Annotated in this window: 20 protein-coding genes and 1 pseudogene; 17 read left to right on the top strand and 4 right to left on the bottom strand. The window is 59.9% G+C overall.

Going from position 1 to position 14820, the window contains the following annotated elements; translation table 11 throughout:
- Together QCE49_RS19120 and QCE49_RS19115 are read left to right on the top strand one after the other, a co-directional pair.
- A partial coding sequence (locus tag QCE49_RS19120) for an RHS repeat-associated core domain-containing protein (protein WP_309806296.1) occupies window positions 1–662 on the top strand: 662 nt, incomplete at its 5' end.
- Window positions 663–673: 11 nt separating this feature from the next.
- The gene (locus QCE49_RS19115; RefSeq protein ID WP_250457875.1) at window positions 674–1132 is read left to right on the top strand and encodes a hypothetical protein; all 459 of its coding nucleotides are present in this window, start codon (window positions 674–676) and stop codon (window positions 1130–1132) included.
- Between the two features lie 29 nt (window positions 1133–1161).
- On the opposite strand, the pseudogene QCE49_RS19110 reads toward QCE49_RS19115, so the two are convergent.
- Window positions 1162–1329: pseudogene (locus tag QCE49_RS19110) on the bottom strand (DDE transposase); the annotation flags it as partial.
- A 605-nt stretch (window positions 1330–1934) separates the two neighbouring features.
- Here QCE49_RS19110 and QCE49_RS34585 point away from each other — a divergent pair.
- The 5 genes from QCE49_RS34585 (at window position 1935) to QCE49_RS19085 (ending at window position 3997) form a co-directional block, all read left to right on the top strand.
- On the top strand, window positions 1935–2156 hold the full coding sequence (locus QCE49_RS34585) for a DUF6966 domain-containing protein (RefSeq protein ID WP_409017318.1): 222 nt from the start codon (window positions 1935–1937) through the stop codon (window positions 2154–2156).
- A gap of 234 nt (window positions 2157–2390) precedes the next feature.
- Window positions 2391–2711, top strand: a complete 321-nt coding sequence (locus tag QCE49_RS19100; RefSeq protein WP_250457870.1) for an RHS repeat-associated core domain-containing protein — start codon at window positions 2391–2393, stop codon at window positions 2709–2711.
- Window positions 2677–3099 carry a hypothetical protein gene (locus tag QCE49_RS19095; protein ID WP_250457868.1) on the top strand — a complete coding sequence of 141 codons (423 nt, stop codon included), beginning with the start codon at window positions 2677–2679 and terminating at the stop codon, window positions 3097–3099. The genes QCE49_RS19100 and QCE49_RS19095 overlap by 35 nt, the downstream gene beginning before the upstream one ends.
- Before the next feature lie 44 nt (window positions 3100–3143).
- Window positions 3144–3728, top strand: a complete 585-nt coding sequence (locus QCE49_RS19090; RefSeq protein WP_250457866.1) for a hypothetical protein — start codon at window positions 3144–3146, stop codon at window positions 3726–3728.
- Window positions 3729–3736: 8 nt separating this feature from the next.
- The gene (locus QCE49_RS19085; protein ID WP_250457865.1) at window positions 3737–3997 is read left to right on the top strand and encodes a PAAR domain-containing protein; all 261 of its coding nucleotides are present in this window, start codon (window positions 3737–3739) and stop codon (window positions 3995–3997) included.
- 78 nt (window positions 3998–4075) lie between these two features.
- On the opposite strand, the gene QCE49_RS19080 is transcribed toward QCE49_RS19085, so the two are convergent.
- The 3 genes from QCE49_RS19080 to QCE49_RS19070 all read right to left on the bottom strand — a co-directional run bounded on the left by QCE49_RS19080 (window position 4076) and on the right by QCE49_RS19070 (window position 6364).
- Entirely contained in the window at window positions 4076–4222 is a 147-nt protein-coding gene (locus QCE49_RS19080) for a hypothetical protein (protein ID WP_250457864.1), read from the bottom strand.
- 67 nt (window positions 4223–4289) lie between these two features.
- Complete coding sequence (locus tag QCE49_RS19075; RefSeq protein WP_250457863.1) at window positions 4290–4475, bottom strand: hypothetical protein; 186 nt, start codon at window positions 4473–4475, stop codon at window positions 4290–4292.
- 815 nt (window positions 4476–5290) lie between these two features.
- A complete protein-coding gene (locus QCE49_RS19070) occupies window positions 5291–6364 on the bottom strand; it encodes a porin (RefSeq protein WP_008345987.1) in 1074 nt (357 codons plus the stop codon).
- A gap of 426 nt (window positions 6365–6790) precedes the next feature.
- On the opposite strand from QCE49_RS19070, the gene QCE49_RS19065 reads away from it, so the two are divergent.
- The 10 genes from QCE49_RS19065 to QCE49_RS19020 are packed head-to-tail and all read left to right on the top strand — an operon-like array spanning window position 6791 to window position 14814.
- On the top strand, window positions 6791–7108 hold the full coding sequence (locus QCE49_RS19065) for a non-heme iron oxygenase ferredoxin subunit (RefSeq protein ID WP_008345991.1): 318 nt from the start codon (window positions 6791–6793) through the stop codon (window positions 7106–7108).
- A 1-nt stretch (window position 7109) separates the two neighbouring features.
- The gene (locus QCE49_RS19060) at window positions 7110–7418 is read left to right on the top strand and encodes a recombinase-like helix-turn-helix domain-containing protein (RefSeq protein ID WP_175980345.1); all 309 of its coding nucleotides are present in this window, start codon (window positions 7110–7112) and stop codon (window positions 7416–7418) included.
- Between the two features lie 17 nt (window positions 7419–7435).
- Entirely contained in the window at window positions 7436–8494 is a 1059-nt protein-coding gene (locus tag QCE49_RS19055; protein WP_250457861.1) for an aromatic ring-hydroxylating dioxygenase subunit alpha, read from the top strand.
- Window positions 8487–9239 (top strand): SDR family oxidoreductase, encoded by a 753-nt coding sequence (locus QCE49_RS19050; RefSeq protein WP_008345996.1) that lies wholly within the window; start codon window positions 8487–8489, stop codon window positions 9237–9239. The genes QCE49_RS19055 and QCE49_RS19050 overlap by 8 nt, the downstream gene beginning before the upstream one ends.
- Before the next feature lie 33 nt (window positions 9240–9272).
- On the top strand, window positions 9273–9800 hold the full coding sequence (locus QCE49_RS19045; protein WP_008345999.1) for a cupin domain-containing protein: 528 nt from the start codon (window positions 9273–9275) through the stop codon (window positions 9798–9800).
- Between the two features lie 7 nt (window positions 9801–9807).
- Window positions 9808–10668, top strand: coding sequence for an alpha/beta fold hydrolase (locus QCE49_RS19040; protein ID WP_250457860.1), 861 nt, complete (start codon window positions 9808–9810; stop codon window positions 10666–10668).
- Complete coding sequence (locus QCE49_RS19035; protein ID WP_250457859.1) at window positions 10665–11525, top strand: IclR family transcriptional regulator; 861 nt, start codon at window positions 10665–10667, stop codon at window positions 11523–11525. Before QCE49_RS19040 ends, QCE49_RS19035 begins: the two co-directional genes overlap by 4 nt.
- Window positions 11522–12337, top strand: a complete 816-nt coding sequence (locus tag QCE49_RS19030; protein WP_250457858.1) for an SDR family oxidoreductase — start codon at window positions 11522–11524, stop codon at window positions 12335–12337. The genes QCE49_RS19035 and QCE49_RS19030 overlap by 4 nt, the downstream gene beginning before the upstream one ends.
- Window positions 12330–13997 (top strand): thiamine pyrophosphate-binding protein, encoded by a 1668-nt coding sequence (locus QCE49_RS19025; protein ID WP_008346007.1) that lies wholly within the window; start codon window positions 12330–12332, stop codon window positions 13995–13997. Before QCE49_RS19030 ends, QCE49_RS19025 begins: the two co-directional genes overlap by 8 nt.
- A complete protein-coding gene (locus QCE49_RS19020) occupies window positions 13990–14814 on the top strand; it encodes an aspartate dehydrogenase (protein ID WP_008346008.1) in 825 nt (274 codons plus the stop codon). The genes QCE49_RS19025 and QCE49_RS19020 overlap by 8 nt, the downstream gene beginning before the upstream one ends.
- Window positions 14815–14820 lie beyond the last annotated feature (6 nt).

Below are 14820 nucleotides of genomic sequence, written 5' to 3'. Positions count from 1 at the left end.
AGAGCCGTCATGCGACGCTGTTCTATCAGAATGACCACCTTGGCACGCCGCAGGAGTTGCTGGACGAGTCGGGTAAGGTTGTGTGGCTGGCGCGGTATAGGGCGTGGGGTGGATGGAAACCAACGCCCTATGGCAAGACAGATGCGGCCGAAGCGGATAACGCGATTCGGTTCCAAGGCCAGTATGCGGACGACGAGACGGGACTGACGTACAATCGGCATCGGTACTATGATTCGAGTTCGGGCCGCTATATTACGCAAGACCCGATCGGCCTTGCGGGTGGCGTCAACCTGTATCAATACGCGCCGAACCCGATTCAGTGGATGGATCCGCTTGGGCTGACTCCATGTTGCCTCACATCTAGAGCAGCACGCCGCGAAGCGATGCGGCAAGCCGGTATCCCAACGAGCCAGCAGCCGATTAGTCAGTCGCGCAATGCTTCAGGATATGAATACCGGTACAACGTGCCACAGGCCGGTGGCGGAACAATAGAGGCAACGGTCCAACAACAAACGATGGACGTGAGCCATAAGGAAGATCCTCATTGGGAAGCAGGCAAAGTAAAGGTTGATCCGATTAGCGGCGAAACGCGGATGACTGATTATGATCGACCTAAAATAGCCAATCCGAAAGGAAAGGCTTATTACGGGAGCTGCCAATGAATGAGCGAGGTGTGAACCAATACAAGAAAGAGCTCCTTTACAGAAAGGCTAACGGGAAAAAGTTGCTCAATGAGTACCTTGGCAAGATAGCGTCTTTGTTCCCAACTGGAGATCGATCAGAGATAATTCCTTTGGAGGAAACGGATGCTGTATTGGATCGCTTCAAAGCGGCGTCCACTCAACTACACCAGAAGACTGAGCGGATATCCGGGAGCGGACTTCACGTCGAACTCTCAGCCATGAAAGATCATCATAGAGACATGTATGTCCTCATAGATGAAGACTGGAGGTACTGCGGGATATTACGGGTCAAAAGTACGGAAAGTCTCAATGTCGACTTTGAATTTGGCAACAAAATACTGAATGACATTGTGTTTATATGGGCTGATATGTCTGCTGCTATCAGCTTTGATTTCTTTGAGGTTTCAGGCAATCGCCTGATAGATGTGAAGAGGTGGGGTGTGAGATGAACAAAGGGCCGCTTCTGCGGTAATGCCGTTCAGTTAAGGTCTTTTCTTAGATAGCGAACGGTGTACCGTTTAGGGCGGGATTTGACGACCCGGTCGCATGTGCGTCCGGGTCGTTTTTCGTTGCGCATAGACTTGAGCCTTTCGCGCAGACGCTGAAGGCAGGCGGGTAATTTTGCAAACGCCGGCGTGAGGGCCGAGCAAGAACAACAGCTCGTGCGCGGCGTGCTCGGATCCGATTGGGTTGGCGGGGGGCTGAAAGTCTATCAATATGCGCCCAATCCGATTGAGTGGATTGATCCGCTTGGGCTTGCGAAGCACTGTGCATTGAGCACAAAGAGACTCGGCAAAGCGACCGGGAGTTATTCGGCAGTGAAGCCGGGTCCTTTGCCCGATGATCTAGCCGCGACGTTTGCAGGAGGGCGATACAAAACCGTCACTTTGCCCAAAGACACCGTGCTGTATCGAGCAGGAACGGCGGAGCGACCGTTGGGGCAATTCTTTAGCCAAGAGGCACCTACTGGCGTGTTGCAAACTCGGATAGACAAAGCGGTGTTGCCTACGTGGCCTGGTGGGGGAACATCGCCGATTGATACGTCATTCGGGGTCAAGATTCCTGCGGGAACTCAAGTGTATGTTGGAGAGGTTGGTTCGCAAGGTGGTTTTTACGTAGGCGGTACGCAGTAGGTGGTTGTGCCAAAACCGTGGACTATCGAGGGAGTCGAGGTCACGCATTCATGCGTTCTCAAATGATGGATATTCGACAAATTGAGGCAGTGCTTTCTAAGATGCGCGACTTGCACGCATCGGCGGACTGAGAGACTGGGCCGATGCGCTTGATAGTTGTGTACTGGACTTGCCTGTTGATCCTAGCGGTGTGCGAATGAGAATCGTCTCGATATATGGCGGAACGGGATCGCTGAATGATGTGGTTTTATACAGAAATGGGCAGCCTCTGATTCGCGAAAACAACGAGCTTGATGATTTACGAAGCGAATTGTATCGACTCTGTCATGCGGAACCATAACGCTGTCCCCCTCGAGTCTTGTTGTGGACTGCAAAGGGTCGCATACGCGGCCCTTTGTTCGTCTACTCGGGGTAATGATCAGCCGTCCGTGTTCAACGTTGACCTTTACGCGCTGCCCTGCCTGAAATCCTGCCTGCTCAATCCACCGTCCGGCGAGTTTGAGCCAGGGAACACGGCGGCTCGGGTCGTTGCCAGTACGGTTTGGTCGAGCGGTCCTCGCGCCGCGACTCTTGAATGGTCACGAATCGTTCCGTGACGTGTGGACGTGCTTTAAGATTGGCGTACAACCGGCATCGATACTATGAATCGGCCAGCGGGCGGTTCATCACGCAAGACCCGATCGGACTCGCGGGTGGAACCAACCTGTACGCTTATGCACCTTCGCCCGTTCAGTGGCTTGATCCGTTGGGGTTGAGTGGCACACTTGCAGGAAGGCTGCCCAATAAGGCCCAAAGTTTGCCGGCATCTCAACGACCAAATGCGGTCGCCGTGATTGTTTCCAAGGACGGTCGTATCGTAGTTGGACGAAAATCAAGGCGGTGTGACAAACCCTGAAGTGCAGGATGCGTTGAAAGATATTCCGCCGAACGAGTTCGATACTCAATGTGCCGAAGTAACTGCAATAAACGGACGAGGAGATCCAATTCCAGAAAGTCCTAATTCAGTGCCGTCTAGCGGCGACTTGAGCGAACTCGCTCGTCTAGTTGATAGCGTGATAGAGGTTGGAATTGTTGACCTCTACGATGCCCAAACTGACTTGCCGTTGAGGTTCTTGGACAAGGCAATGCAGACACTAGAGCGGAACGCGATTCCATTGCCGGCATTGGCTGACCAGACGAACGAAGGGGCCGCATACGCGGCCGCTTCGTGTTTTTACTCGGCGGTAGTAATCAGCCATTCGTTTAACATTGATTTTCATGCGCTGATCCGCTCAGACTGGTAGCATTCTCCCTTCGTGATTTTTGTCAGTAATTCCATTTGTCAAATATGTTGAAAAAAATCATTTTTCGCAGTTCTTTGGTGTTGATGCCTTTTATCAGCGTCGCTATTCACGCAAAAGAACTGGACTGGCTAGCGGACAACGAACTATGCACAGCAAGCGCTCCGGACAAGTTTTACAAGCCTAATGGCCATGCCGATCTCGTTAGATTGCAGAAAGAAGGTGCTATCGTTGGACAAGGTAAGGCTATCGCTGACGGCGAAGAGGTCGTCTTTGCTGTGAAACCGGGAATGACACTTTGGGGATTTCCCGTCAAGTCGGTTGTGCTGCTGCAGGACGCTTATCCTGCTGGCTCTAGTTTAGTTGTCGATCTCGCCGGCAGTATTGGTAAGGTAAAGACAAGTCTGGATCAGCAATTAGTTCAGTACAAGCAAGCTGGACCCTTTGCCAGTCGGTTTCATGAAGTATCGCAAGCAAACGTCACGGCCTATGTGCGTTCGATCAAGTACAACAATGGCTATCCTGATCAAGGCCTCGACGAGAAAATCGGGACGTTCCGAGTATTCCTCAGCGCACCACGCAACACAGATAGCCCACGCACATCGGTGTATTGCGCGGTCGAGCAAACCTAAGGAAAGGCATGACCTCAATTGCATGCGTAGGCGATGCGACCACGCACGGCGGGCGCATCATTACAGGTTCCGATACGATGGACATCAAGGGGCGCGGAATGGCCCGCATGGGTGACTTGGTGACGTGTCCCGAACACGGCACGAACCCGATCATTCAATGCTCGGACAGGTTGACCGACACGAACGGCAATGGCGTCGCACTCGACGGACATTTGACCGCGTGTGGCAGCCGTCTGATCGCTTACGAGGATCACGGCTCGGTGGGGTAAGGGAAATGGTCGAGCGTTGATGCGCGGCTCGACCTTCGCGACGAGCACCCCAAAGGCCCGCCTCGCGCGGGCCCCTACTTATGCGCGCTCGACGTCCTCGCTCGCTTCGTCTTGCGCCTCGCCGCCGTCCAACTCGCGCAGTTCAACGACGCCTTCAGGTTCCGTCGCGTAGACTTCCGCCTCTCCCGGCGTGAGCGTCGAATCGTTCAGCGTGTCACCGTCCACGATGACCCGAATATCTGAAACTGCCCTGGTTCTCGATATGCACCTTCATTGCTTTGTGTCCTTGGGGTTAGCGTTGCTGCGGGTGGATGAGCCGATTGATCGAGGCCGCGCCGCCGCTTTCATGCTCAGGTAGCCGCACACCGCCGTGTCCGCCGGTATCGCTCACGGCGTTGTGATCGCCTTCGATGTAGACGAGCGTGCAGCCGTGGAAAAAGAGCGCGGCTAGCAGCGCTGCGGCGTAGCGGATGGACATAGCAGAGCGACGCTTTACGAGAGCGCTCCGAAAGCCTTCCACGTTCCCGGCGTGCCTGCTGCGGTGCAGGTCCACCCGGCGACGGCTGTTCCGGCCGGGTTGCTATTGGTCATGGTGTCACCGATGACCCACGTTCCGGAGGTCGGCGGAGCCGTGCCTCGCAATACGCGCTGCCCGGGCAGCAGGTTCCCGCTGTCGAAGGACTGAAATGGCGCTACCGCTGTCGTACTGTCGATAGCGCAATTCCAAACGGCATAGCGGGCACACTGAAATCGTTGCCCGCGACATCAGCGAGTGCCACGGCCCCCGCTTGAAGATTGATAAGCCCAATCGGATATTGCGTGTCGCCTGGGTAGGTCCGCACGTTCCCCTTAATCGATAGCTTGCTGATGGTCACAGTTGCGGTCGTCGAGGAAGCGCCAACCGTGACCGCGCGCTCGTCGCTCGCGCCCGAGCTGTTGACGTTCAGAATGGCGTTACCGTCAACAACGATCGCTTGAACGGTGCATGCTGCCGCTGGCGCACACGCGACACAACCCGCAACTTCGCACTCTGTGATGGAAAGCAAGGTTGAGCGGGTCGGCTTCGCCTTCATCGGTTCGCGAGGAGATGCTCGATGGCCCGTCGAAGCGTGCCGGGTTCGGGCCGCTGCGCGAGCCGCGCATCGCCGCCCAATCCAGAATCTGACGGACCGTACCATTTCCGTGGTAATGGTTAATTTTGCAAAGAAAGTAGGCGCCGCCCCGCACAGGGGCAGCGCCAATAGACCGACGCGAATACGGGATCCGGCGAAAACCAAAACCAAAACCAAAAAATCAAAACGAGTGATGAATCCCCGCCAGCACGATGACTTGATTCGCCGTACTCGACACCCCAGCGGTAAAGAAAGCCGCCTTCACCCCCCCAGTAGCATGCTCATAAAGCGCATTGACATAAAGCTGCGTCGACTTCGACAACATATAGATATCGCCGATTTCGAACTGCGTCCATCGTCCGCCCGCGAACGTCGTCGTCGCCGCGCCGCCCGCGATCCAGTTCCACGCGACCGGTTTAAAGGTCAACCCCGCATCGTATGACTGAAACGTATCGGACTGCCCGTTCGATTGCAGCTTCACGCGCGTATAAAGCGCATGCACGACGAACTTGCCGATCTCATACGACGCACCCGCGCCCATCTCCTCCTGCTTGTCCGCCATGTAAGTCGCCGCCGGCTGACCCTGAAACGTCGTCAGACCGGTCGTCGCGATCGCGGGCGTGCGATTGTGCTCGTTCGAATACGTGGCCGCCGCCTTGAACGGACCGTTCGCATACGTAATGCCGAAGCCGTAGTTGCGGCCCGTCGAGAAGTTCGTCGTGTTGCCGAGGCCCATCATCGCGCCCGCAGAGAAGCCATAGAAGTTCGCCGAGCGGAATTTCACCGAGTTGTCGTAGGGCACCACGCCCGTATCCGCCAATTGATCGATGTTGCCCGGATGAAACGCGTACCAGCTCGCCGCGAGATACGCGGTCGATAGCGGTCCGAGCATGTCGAAGCTGAACGGCGTCTGATGACCGAGCGTCAGCGTGCCGACGTTTTCCTGCTCGAGCCCGAGATACGCCTGCCTATTCCAAAGCGTGCCCGCCTTCGCGAAGTTGCCCGTGTTCGTGTAGAAGCCGTTCTCGAGTTGCGCGACGGTCTTGAGCCCGCCCCCCAAATCCTCGACCACGCGAAAGCCCCAGCGATCTGGCTGCATGTTGCCCTGCTCCTCCATCCACTTCGGATGGCCGCCGACGTTGTTGATATACGCGATGCCGGCATCGAGACTGCCATAGAGCGTGACCGTGCTTTGCGCGGCCGCGCCGGTCGCGACCCCGGCCCCGATGAGCCCCGCTGCGATGATGTGCTTCACCCTTCGTTCTCCTGATCGTGTGGTTCGAGCGCGGGCCTCGCCCGCTTTCCTGTTCCTGCTGATCGCAGTTATGGCCCTTCCCCAGCAAGACGTCCCGCCACTCGTTTACGTTCCATATATGGATCAACGTCCTGCCTATGGAAAGTATAGTGAGCTTTCCCGCGCCAAAAAAATAAATTTGTGATGAAGCCGGGTAGACCCTGAGACGACCCGGACACGGCGCATCTGCCGGGCAAAAGGGCTTACGGATCAATGACAAACGGGCGTTCTTACTTCATCCGCGAGCTGTAAACCGCGTCGACTTAAGTGTTTTCACCTAGATATCTACTTTTATATTTTTTCCGAGCCAGTCGACTCCTATAATCACCATACACGAACTGTTGTTCCTTTAGTGGAACACAGACGAACCAGAGGAAAGGGTGAAAGATGTCTGAACAATGGCGCTGCGCCGGGCATGCCGGCGATCTGTCGGAAGACGCACCAATCGAATTCAAGCTCGATGACGGCGCGGAAATCGGAATCTACAAAGTGGGCGACGCGCTATATGCGCTCGAGAACGTCTGCCCGCACGCATATGCGTTGCTGACGCAAGGCTTCGTCGATGGCGACACCGTCGAATGTCCGCTGCACGAAGCGGTGTTTCACATCCCCACGGGCAAATGCCTGAAAGAGCCCGGCGGCCGCGACCTGAAGACGTATTCAGTGCGCCTCGCCGGCGAGGAAATTCAGATCAAGGTGGCGTGACATGGAAAAAGTCGTGAACTTCAACCCGCATCTCAAGCCGTGGCTCGCGCCGCAGCCGAACAACGTCGCCGGCAAGGGCGTGATCGAAAAGCCGGGCGAGACTGAAAACTTCATCTGGCAGACGCGCAAGGCCGAGCCGACGCAATACGAAAACGACTTCGGCGATGCGCTCGAACGCGTCTTCGAAGCGGGCGCGCTGGAACTGGAACAGGTGGTCGCGGGCTTGAACAAGGACGGTTTCCGCACGCCGGAAGGCACCGCATGGACCGCCGACCGCCTCGCCGCCGAACTGCGCACGCTCGCCGAATAAAGAAGGAGCTTCTTCCCATGACGTCCCCTCAGCAAACAACCGCCGCCGATCCCGTTCAGGCCTATCTCGATCGCGGCTTGCGCAATTACTGGTATCCCGTGGCGCCGAGCTGGCAAGTGGCGAATGCGCCCATCGGCTTGACGCGACTCGGCGATCAGATCGTGCTCTGGCGCGACAACGAAGGCAAAGTGCATGCGCTCGAAGATCGCTGTCCGCATCGCGGTGCGCGTCTGTCGCTCGGCTGGAATCTCGGCGGCAGCGTCGCGTGCTGGTATCACGGCATCGAAGTCGATGGCAGCGGCACTGTGCAGAAAGTGCCCGCCGTGTCCGCGTGCCCGCTCGAAGGCCAGAAGTGCGTGAAGTCGTACCCCGTCGAAGAACGCGCGGGCGCGATCTTCCTCTGGTTCGGCGACGACGCCAACAAGGAACCCGCGCCGCTCGTGCTGCCCGAAGAACTCGTCGGCGAGGAATACGCGAGCTTCCTGTGCATGTCGCACTGGAAGTGCAATTACCAGTACGCGATCGACAACGTGATGGACCCGATGCACGGCGCGTATCTCCACGCGACATCGCATTCGATGGCCGAGGGCGACAAGCAGGCCGACATGCGCGTGCGCAAGACCGAAACTGGCTTGATGTTCGAGAAGGTCAATCAGCGCGACGTGAACTTCGACTGGGTGGAGCTCGGCGAAACCGGCTGCCTGTGGATGCGCCTCGCGATTCCGTACAAGAAGAAGTTCGGGCCCGGCGGCAACTTCGGGATCATCGGTTTTGCTACGCCCGTCGACAACGACAACTGCCAGGTCTACTTCTGGCGCACGCGCAAGGTCTCCGGATGGCAGCGCGATGCGTGGCGCTTCCTGTATCGCAATCGTCTCGAAGGACTGCACTGGGCCGTGCTCGAACAAGACCGCTATGTGCTCGAAAGCCTGGCGCCGAACGCACGCGATCACGAATTCCTCTATCAGCACGATGTCGGCATGACGCGCGTGCGTCGCATGTTGAAGCAGCGCGCGCAGCAACATCTCGCCGCGCTCGAAGCATTGCCGAAGAACACGGAGCACGCTCATGCGTGATGCGTCGAAAGCGCTCGACGGCCGTCGCGTGATCGTGACCGGCGGCGCTCGCGGACTCGGCGCGGCCTTCGTGCGCGCGCTCGTCGGGCAAGGCGCGCACGTCGCGTTCGGCGATGTGCTTAGCGAAGAAGGCGAAGCACTTGCGCGCGAACTGCGTGACGTGCACTTCTTCCCGCTCGATCTGAACGAACCGCGAAGCATCGCCGAATTCGTCGAACAAGGCACGAATGCGTTGGGCGGTCTCGATGCGCTCATCAACAACGCCGCGATCACCAACTCGGGCGGCAAGTCCGCCAGCGAGCTCACACCGCAAACATGGGATGCGGTGATGAACGTGAACGTGCGCGGCACTTGGCTGATGAGCGTCGCGTGCCTGCCGCATCTGAAGGATTCGGGACGCGGCGCGATCGTGAACATCGCATCCGATACGGCGCTGTGGGGCGCGCCGAAGCTGCTCGCATACGTCGCGAGCAAGGGCGCGGTGATCGCGATGACGCGCTCGCTCGCCCGCGAGTTCGGCGCGGACAACGTGACCGTCAACGCGATCGCGCCCGGCCTCACCGAAGTGGAAGCCACCGCATATGTGCCCGCCGAGCGTCACGAGTATTACCTCAAAGGCCGCGCATTGACGCGCGCGCAAGTCCCCGACGACGTGAACGGCCCCGTGCTGTTCCTGCTCTCGGATGCGGCGCGCTTCGTAACGGGCCAGTTGCTGCCGGTGAACGGCGGCTTCGTGATGAATTGATTCGCTCTATTTGATTGGAACCTGGAGAAAGCAATGGCCGATGCAGACATCGAACGCAAGTCGTGGGATCAGCCCGCCGAAGCGAGCTTCGCACAATGGATGGACACGCGCGTCGCGCGCCTCGAAACGCGCCGTTACGACTGGGACGCGCTCAAGTTCCAGGCCGACTACGACCCGAAGTATCGTCGCGCGCAGATGCGTTATGTCGGCACGGGCGGCACGGGTGTATCGAAGGACATGAACACGATTCCCGCAGGCAGCTTCACGTTTTCGACGATGGTCATTCCCGCCGGCAACATCGGGCCGAGTCATATTCATATCGACGTAGAAGAGATTTTCTTCGTGCTGCGCGGAAAGATGAAAGTCGTTTGCGAGAAGGACGGACAAACGTGGGAAGCCGTGCTCGGCGAGCGCGATCTCATTTCCGTGCCGCCGGGCGTGTATCGCACGGAGATCAACATCGGCGAGGAAGACGCGCTGATGTGCGTGATGCTCGGCGCGCCGAAACCCATCACGCCGACGTATCCGCCGGATTCGCCGCTGGCGAAGTTGAAGCGCTGAGGCTCGCATGAACATCCAGACGCTCGCGTGCTTTCCCGACACGCATATCGAAACCGCGCACGGCATCACGGGTTATCGCGAGGCAGGTGCGATGCATCGGCGCGCGCTGCCCGTCGTGCTGCTGCATGGGATCGGGTCGGGCGCGGCGTCGTGGGTCCGGCAGCTCGACGCGCTCGGTGCGAAGCGGCGTGTCATCGCATGGGACGCGCCGGGGTATGGCGAATCTAGTTGCATACGTAACGATTCGCCGCTTGCGCTCGATTACGGGCAAGCGTTGCGCGCGTGGCTCGATGCGCTCGATATCGATCGATGCGTGATCGTCGGCCATTCGCTAGGCGCGATCATCGCGGGATCATTCGCCGTGCATACGCCACAGCGCGTCGCGGGCCTGCTGCTGATATCGCCGGCTGCGGGTTATGGCGCTGCATCGAAGGAAGTGCGCGATTCGAAACGCGATGCACGTTTGAAGATGCTGAACGAACTCGGCCCGCAAGGACTCGCACGCGAGCGCAGCGCCAACATGCTTTCGCACTACGCCGACGATGAAGCGCGCGAATGGGTCCGCTGGAACATGGCGCGCATCGTCCCCGCAGGCTATGCGCAAGCGACGCATCTGCTTGCCAACGCCGATCTCGCAGCGGATATCGCGCGCTTTCACGGACGCATCGCGGTCGCCGTCGGCGCGGACGATGCGATCACGCCGCCCGACGCATGCGAGCGCATCGCGCAGGCCGCGCGGGTCAATCTGCAAGTGATGCCGCGTGCGGGCCATGCAGGCTACGTCGAATCACCCGCTGCATACACCGCATTGATCGATGCGTTTTGCGAAAGCATCGAATGCCACACGAAAGACGGAGTACCGCAATGACATCCCTCGCCACGGAAGAAGCCGACAAGGGCGAACCGACTTACATCGTGCCGGGACTCGAACGCGGATTGAAGATCCTCACCGAGTTCTCGCCGCGCGAACCGGTGCTTGGCGCGCCCGAATTGTCGCGACGCCTCGGCATTCCGCGCACGACGGTTTTCCGCCTGTTGCAGACGCTCGAATCGCTCGGCTTTCTGGAGCGCGCGGACAAGGACCGCAACTATCGGCTGGGCGTCGCCGTGCTGCGTCTCGGCTTCGAATATCTGAGCTCACTCGAACTCACCGATCTCGGCCTGCCGATCATCGAAGCATTGCGCGACGCGACCGGTCTCACGAGCCACATTCTCATTCGCGATGGGCGCGATGTCGTGTTCGTCGCGAAAGCGCAGAGTCACGCGCCTATCTTCAGTTCGGTGAAGGTGAACGTCGGCACGCGCCTTCCCGCCCATGCGACGACGCACGGCCACGTTCTGATGGGCGATCTTTCGCTCGATGAACTGCGCGCGCTCTATCCGGAAGCGCATCTCGAACGCTTCACGACGTCCACGCCCGAAACGGTCGAAGAGCTCTTCGAGCGCGTGAAGGAAGACGCCGAATGCGGCTACGCGACAAGCCAGTCGTCGTTCGAGCGCGGCATATCGGTCGTCACCGCGCCCGTTCGCAACGACACGGGACGCATCGTCGCCGTCATCACGACGACGATTCCGCGTCCCGAGATCGACGCAGCGTTGCTCGACAGCGGTCTCGTCGACAAGGTTCGCGAAGCCGCCGAGGCGCTCTCGATGCGTCTCAACTATCGCCCGGGCGCGCGTGCGTCCGCGTCGAACCGCTACATGAAATCTCTGGGGTTGCAATGATTCGAATCGATCTCTCGGACCAGGTCGCTGTCGTCACCGGCGGTTCGTCGGGCATCGGTCTCGCGACGGCGAAGTTGTTCTTGCAAGCGGGCGCATCGGTGGCCATTTGCGGGCGCGACAGCGAACGTCTGCAAGGCGCGCAGGCAACGCTCGCCGATGAATTCCCGCAAGCGCAACTGTTCGCCGCGCGTTGCGACGTGCTCGACGCGGAGCAAGTGAACGCATTCGCATCGCAGGTAATGCAACGCTTCGGCCGCGTCGACATGCTCGTGAATAACGCGGGTCAGGGCCGCGTCTCCACATTCGCCGATACCACCGACGACGCCTGGCGCGACGAACTGGAACTGAAGTACTTCAGCATCATTCGTCCGACGCGCGCCTTCTTGCCGATGCTGAAAGATGCGCCTTCGCCCGCGATCGTCTGCGTGAACTCGCTGCTCGCGCTGCAACCGGAGCCGCATATGGTCGCGACTTCATCGGCGCGCGCGGGCGTGTTGAGTCTCGTGAAATCGCTTGCGACGGAACTCGCGCCGCAACGCATCCGCGTGAATTCGATTCTGATCGGCATCGTCGAATCGGGGCAATGGAAGCGTCGCTATCAGAACTATTTGGACGAGAACGCCGATAACCCCACGCGCCAAAGCTGGGAAGAATGGACCGGCGAGCTCGCGCGCAAGAAAAACATTCCGCTCGCCCGCTTCGGCTTGCCCGAAGAAGCGGCGCAGGCGCTCTTCTATCTCGCAACAACGCTGTCGTCGTACACGACCGGCAGCCATATCGATGTTTCCGGAGGCTTTGCTCGTCATGTCTGAAAAAACCACGGTCGGCGAACTGATCGCCGCGTTCCTCGAACAATGCGGCGTCCGCACGGCGTTCGGCGTGATCTCGATTCACAATATGCCGATCCTCGATGCGATCGGGCGTCGCGGCAACATCCGCTATGTCGGCGCGCGCGGCGAAGCGGGCGCCCTGAACATGGCCGACGGACTCGCGCGCGTATCCGGCGAACTCGGCGTCGCGTTCACGTCGACGGGCACGGCTGCCGGCAACGCAGCGGGCGCGATGGTCGAAGCGCTGACGGCGGGCACGGCGTTGCTGCATATCACCGGGCAGATCGAAACCGAGTATCTCGATCAGGATCTCGCGTATATCCACGAAGCGCCCGATCAGTTGTCGATGCTGCAATCCATCTCCAAGGCGGCGTTTCGCGTACGCACCGTGGACACCGCGTTGCCGACGATTCGCGAAGCCGTGCGCGTCGCGCTCACTGCGCCTGCGGGCCCGGTGAGCGTCGAGATTCCCATCGACATTCAGGCCGCTGAAATCGAATGGCCCGCCGATCTCGCCGCGCCGCACGTCGGCATGCTCACGCACGACAGTCTGCGCGTGAAGCAACTCGCCGATGCGCTCACGAACGCGAAGCGTCCGTTGCTATGGCTCGGCGGCGGCACGCGTCATGCGCGCGGCGCGGTCGAGCGCCTCGTGAAGCTCGGCTTCGGCGTGGTGACAAGCGTGCAAGGTCGCGGCGTGCTGCCGGAAGATCATCCGGCGACGCTCGGCGCATTCAACGTGCATCCGTCCGTCGAAGCGTTCTACAAGACCTGCGATGCGCTCGTCGTCGTCGGCTCGCGTCTGCGCGGCAACGAAACGCTGAAGTACAAGCTCGCGCTGCCGCAGCCGCTTTATCGCATCGACGCCGATGCGCTCGCCGATAACCGCGGCTATCGCAACGAACTCTTCGTGCATGGCGATGCATCGCGCGTGCTCGATGAACTCGCGACGCTGCTCGAAGGCCGCATCCGCATCGATGCCGCGTTCGCGAGCGATCTCGCGGCAGCGCGCGAAACGGCCGTCGCGGAAGTGTCGAAGGGACTTGGACCGTACAAGCGTCTCGTCGATTCGCTGCAACGCGCGGTGGGCCGCGATTACAACTGGGTCCGCGACGTGACGATCTCCAACAGCACGTGGGGCAACCGCCTGCTGAAGATTTTCAATCCGCGCGCGGGCGTGCATGCGCTCGGCGGCGGCATCGGGCAAGGCATGCAGATGGCGATCGGCGCCGCGCTTTCGGGCGCGGCGAAGAAGACTGTCGCGCTCGTCGGCGATGGCGGTCTGATGGTCAATGTCGGCGAGCTCGCAACCGCCGTGCAGGAAAAGGCCAACGTCATGATCGTGCTGATGAACGATCAATGCTACGGCGTGATCCGCAACATTCAGGACGCGAACTACGGCGGACGCCGCATGTTCGTCGATCTGCATCAGCCGGATTTCGCGCAGTTCTGCGCGAGTCTCGGCCTTGCGCATCGCCGCATCACGTCGCTCGATCAGGCCGATGACATCGTGCGCGAAGGGCTCGCGATCGATGGCCCGGTGCTGGTCGAAGTGGACATGCTGTCGGTCGGCTCGTTCGCGACCGCGTTCGCCGGGCCGCCCGTCAAGAAGGAAGAGCCGAAGGAGCCGGAATATGCGTGATCCCCTCCATGCACGGCAAGCGATCGACATCGCGATGATCGGCTTCGGCGCGATCGGTTCGGCGGTGTATCGCGCGCTCGACAACGATCCGCTCGTTCGCATCTCGCATGTGATCGTGCCGGAACGCGATCGCGACAACGTGCGCGCCGTGCTCGGCGATAACGTCGATGTCGTGTCGCACGTCGATGCGCTCGCCAGTCATCCGGAATTCGCGCTCGAATGCGCGGGACATGCGGCGCTCGTCGATCATGTCGTGCCGTTGCTGAAGTCGGGCACGGATTGCGCGGTCGCATCGATCGGCGCGCTGTCGGAAGCCGGCTTGCTCGATGCCCTCGCCAATGCCGCCAATGAAGGCGCGGCCACGATCACGCTGCTCTCGGGTGCGATCGGCGGCGTCGATGCGCTCGCCGCCGCGAAGGAAGGCGGCCTGGACGACGTGCAGTACACCGGCCGCAAGCCGCCGCTCGGCTGGCTCGGCACGCCTGCTGAAACGCTCTGCGATCTGAAGTCGCTGACTGAAGAAAAGGTCATCTTCGAAGGCACTGCACGCGATGCGGCGCGTCTCTATCCGAAGAACGCGAACGTCGCGGCGACCATCGCGTTGGCGGGACTCGGGCTCGATGGCACACGCGTGCGTCTCATCGCCGATCCGGCTGTCGAGCGCAACGTGCATCGCATCGTCGCACGCGGCGCGTTCGGCGAGATGTCGCTGGAAATGTGCGGCAAGCCGTTGCCGTCGAATCCGAAGACATCGGCGTTGACTGCATTCAGCGCAATCCGTGCGTTGCGCAATCGCGCCGCGCGTTGCGTCATCTAAGGAGCT

Source organism: Caballeronia sp. LZ008, assembly GCF_031451435.1.
GTDB lineage: Bacteria > Pseudomonadota > Gammaproteobacteria > Burkholderiales > Burkholderiaceae > Caballeronia > Caballeronia zhejiangensis.
The sequence above is the reverse complement of the archived record's forward strand: the minus strand, read 5'-3'. Positions and strand labels throughout refer to the sequence as shown.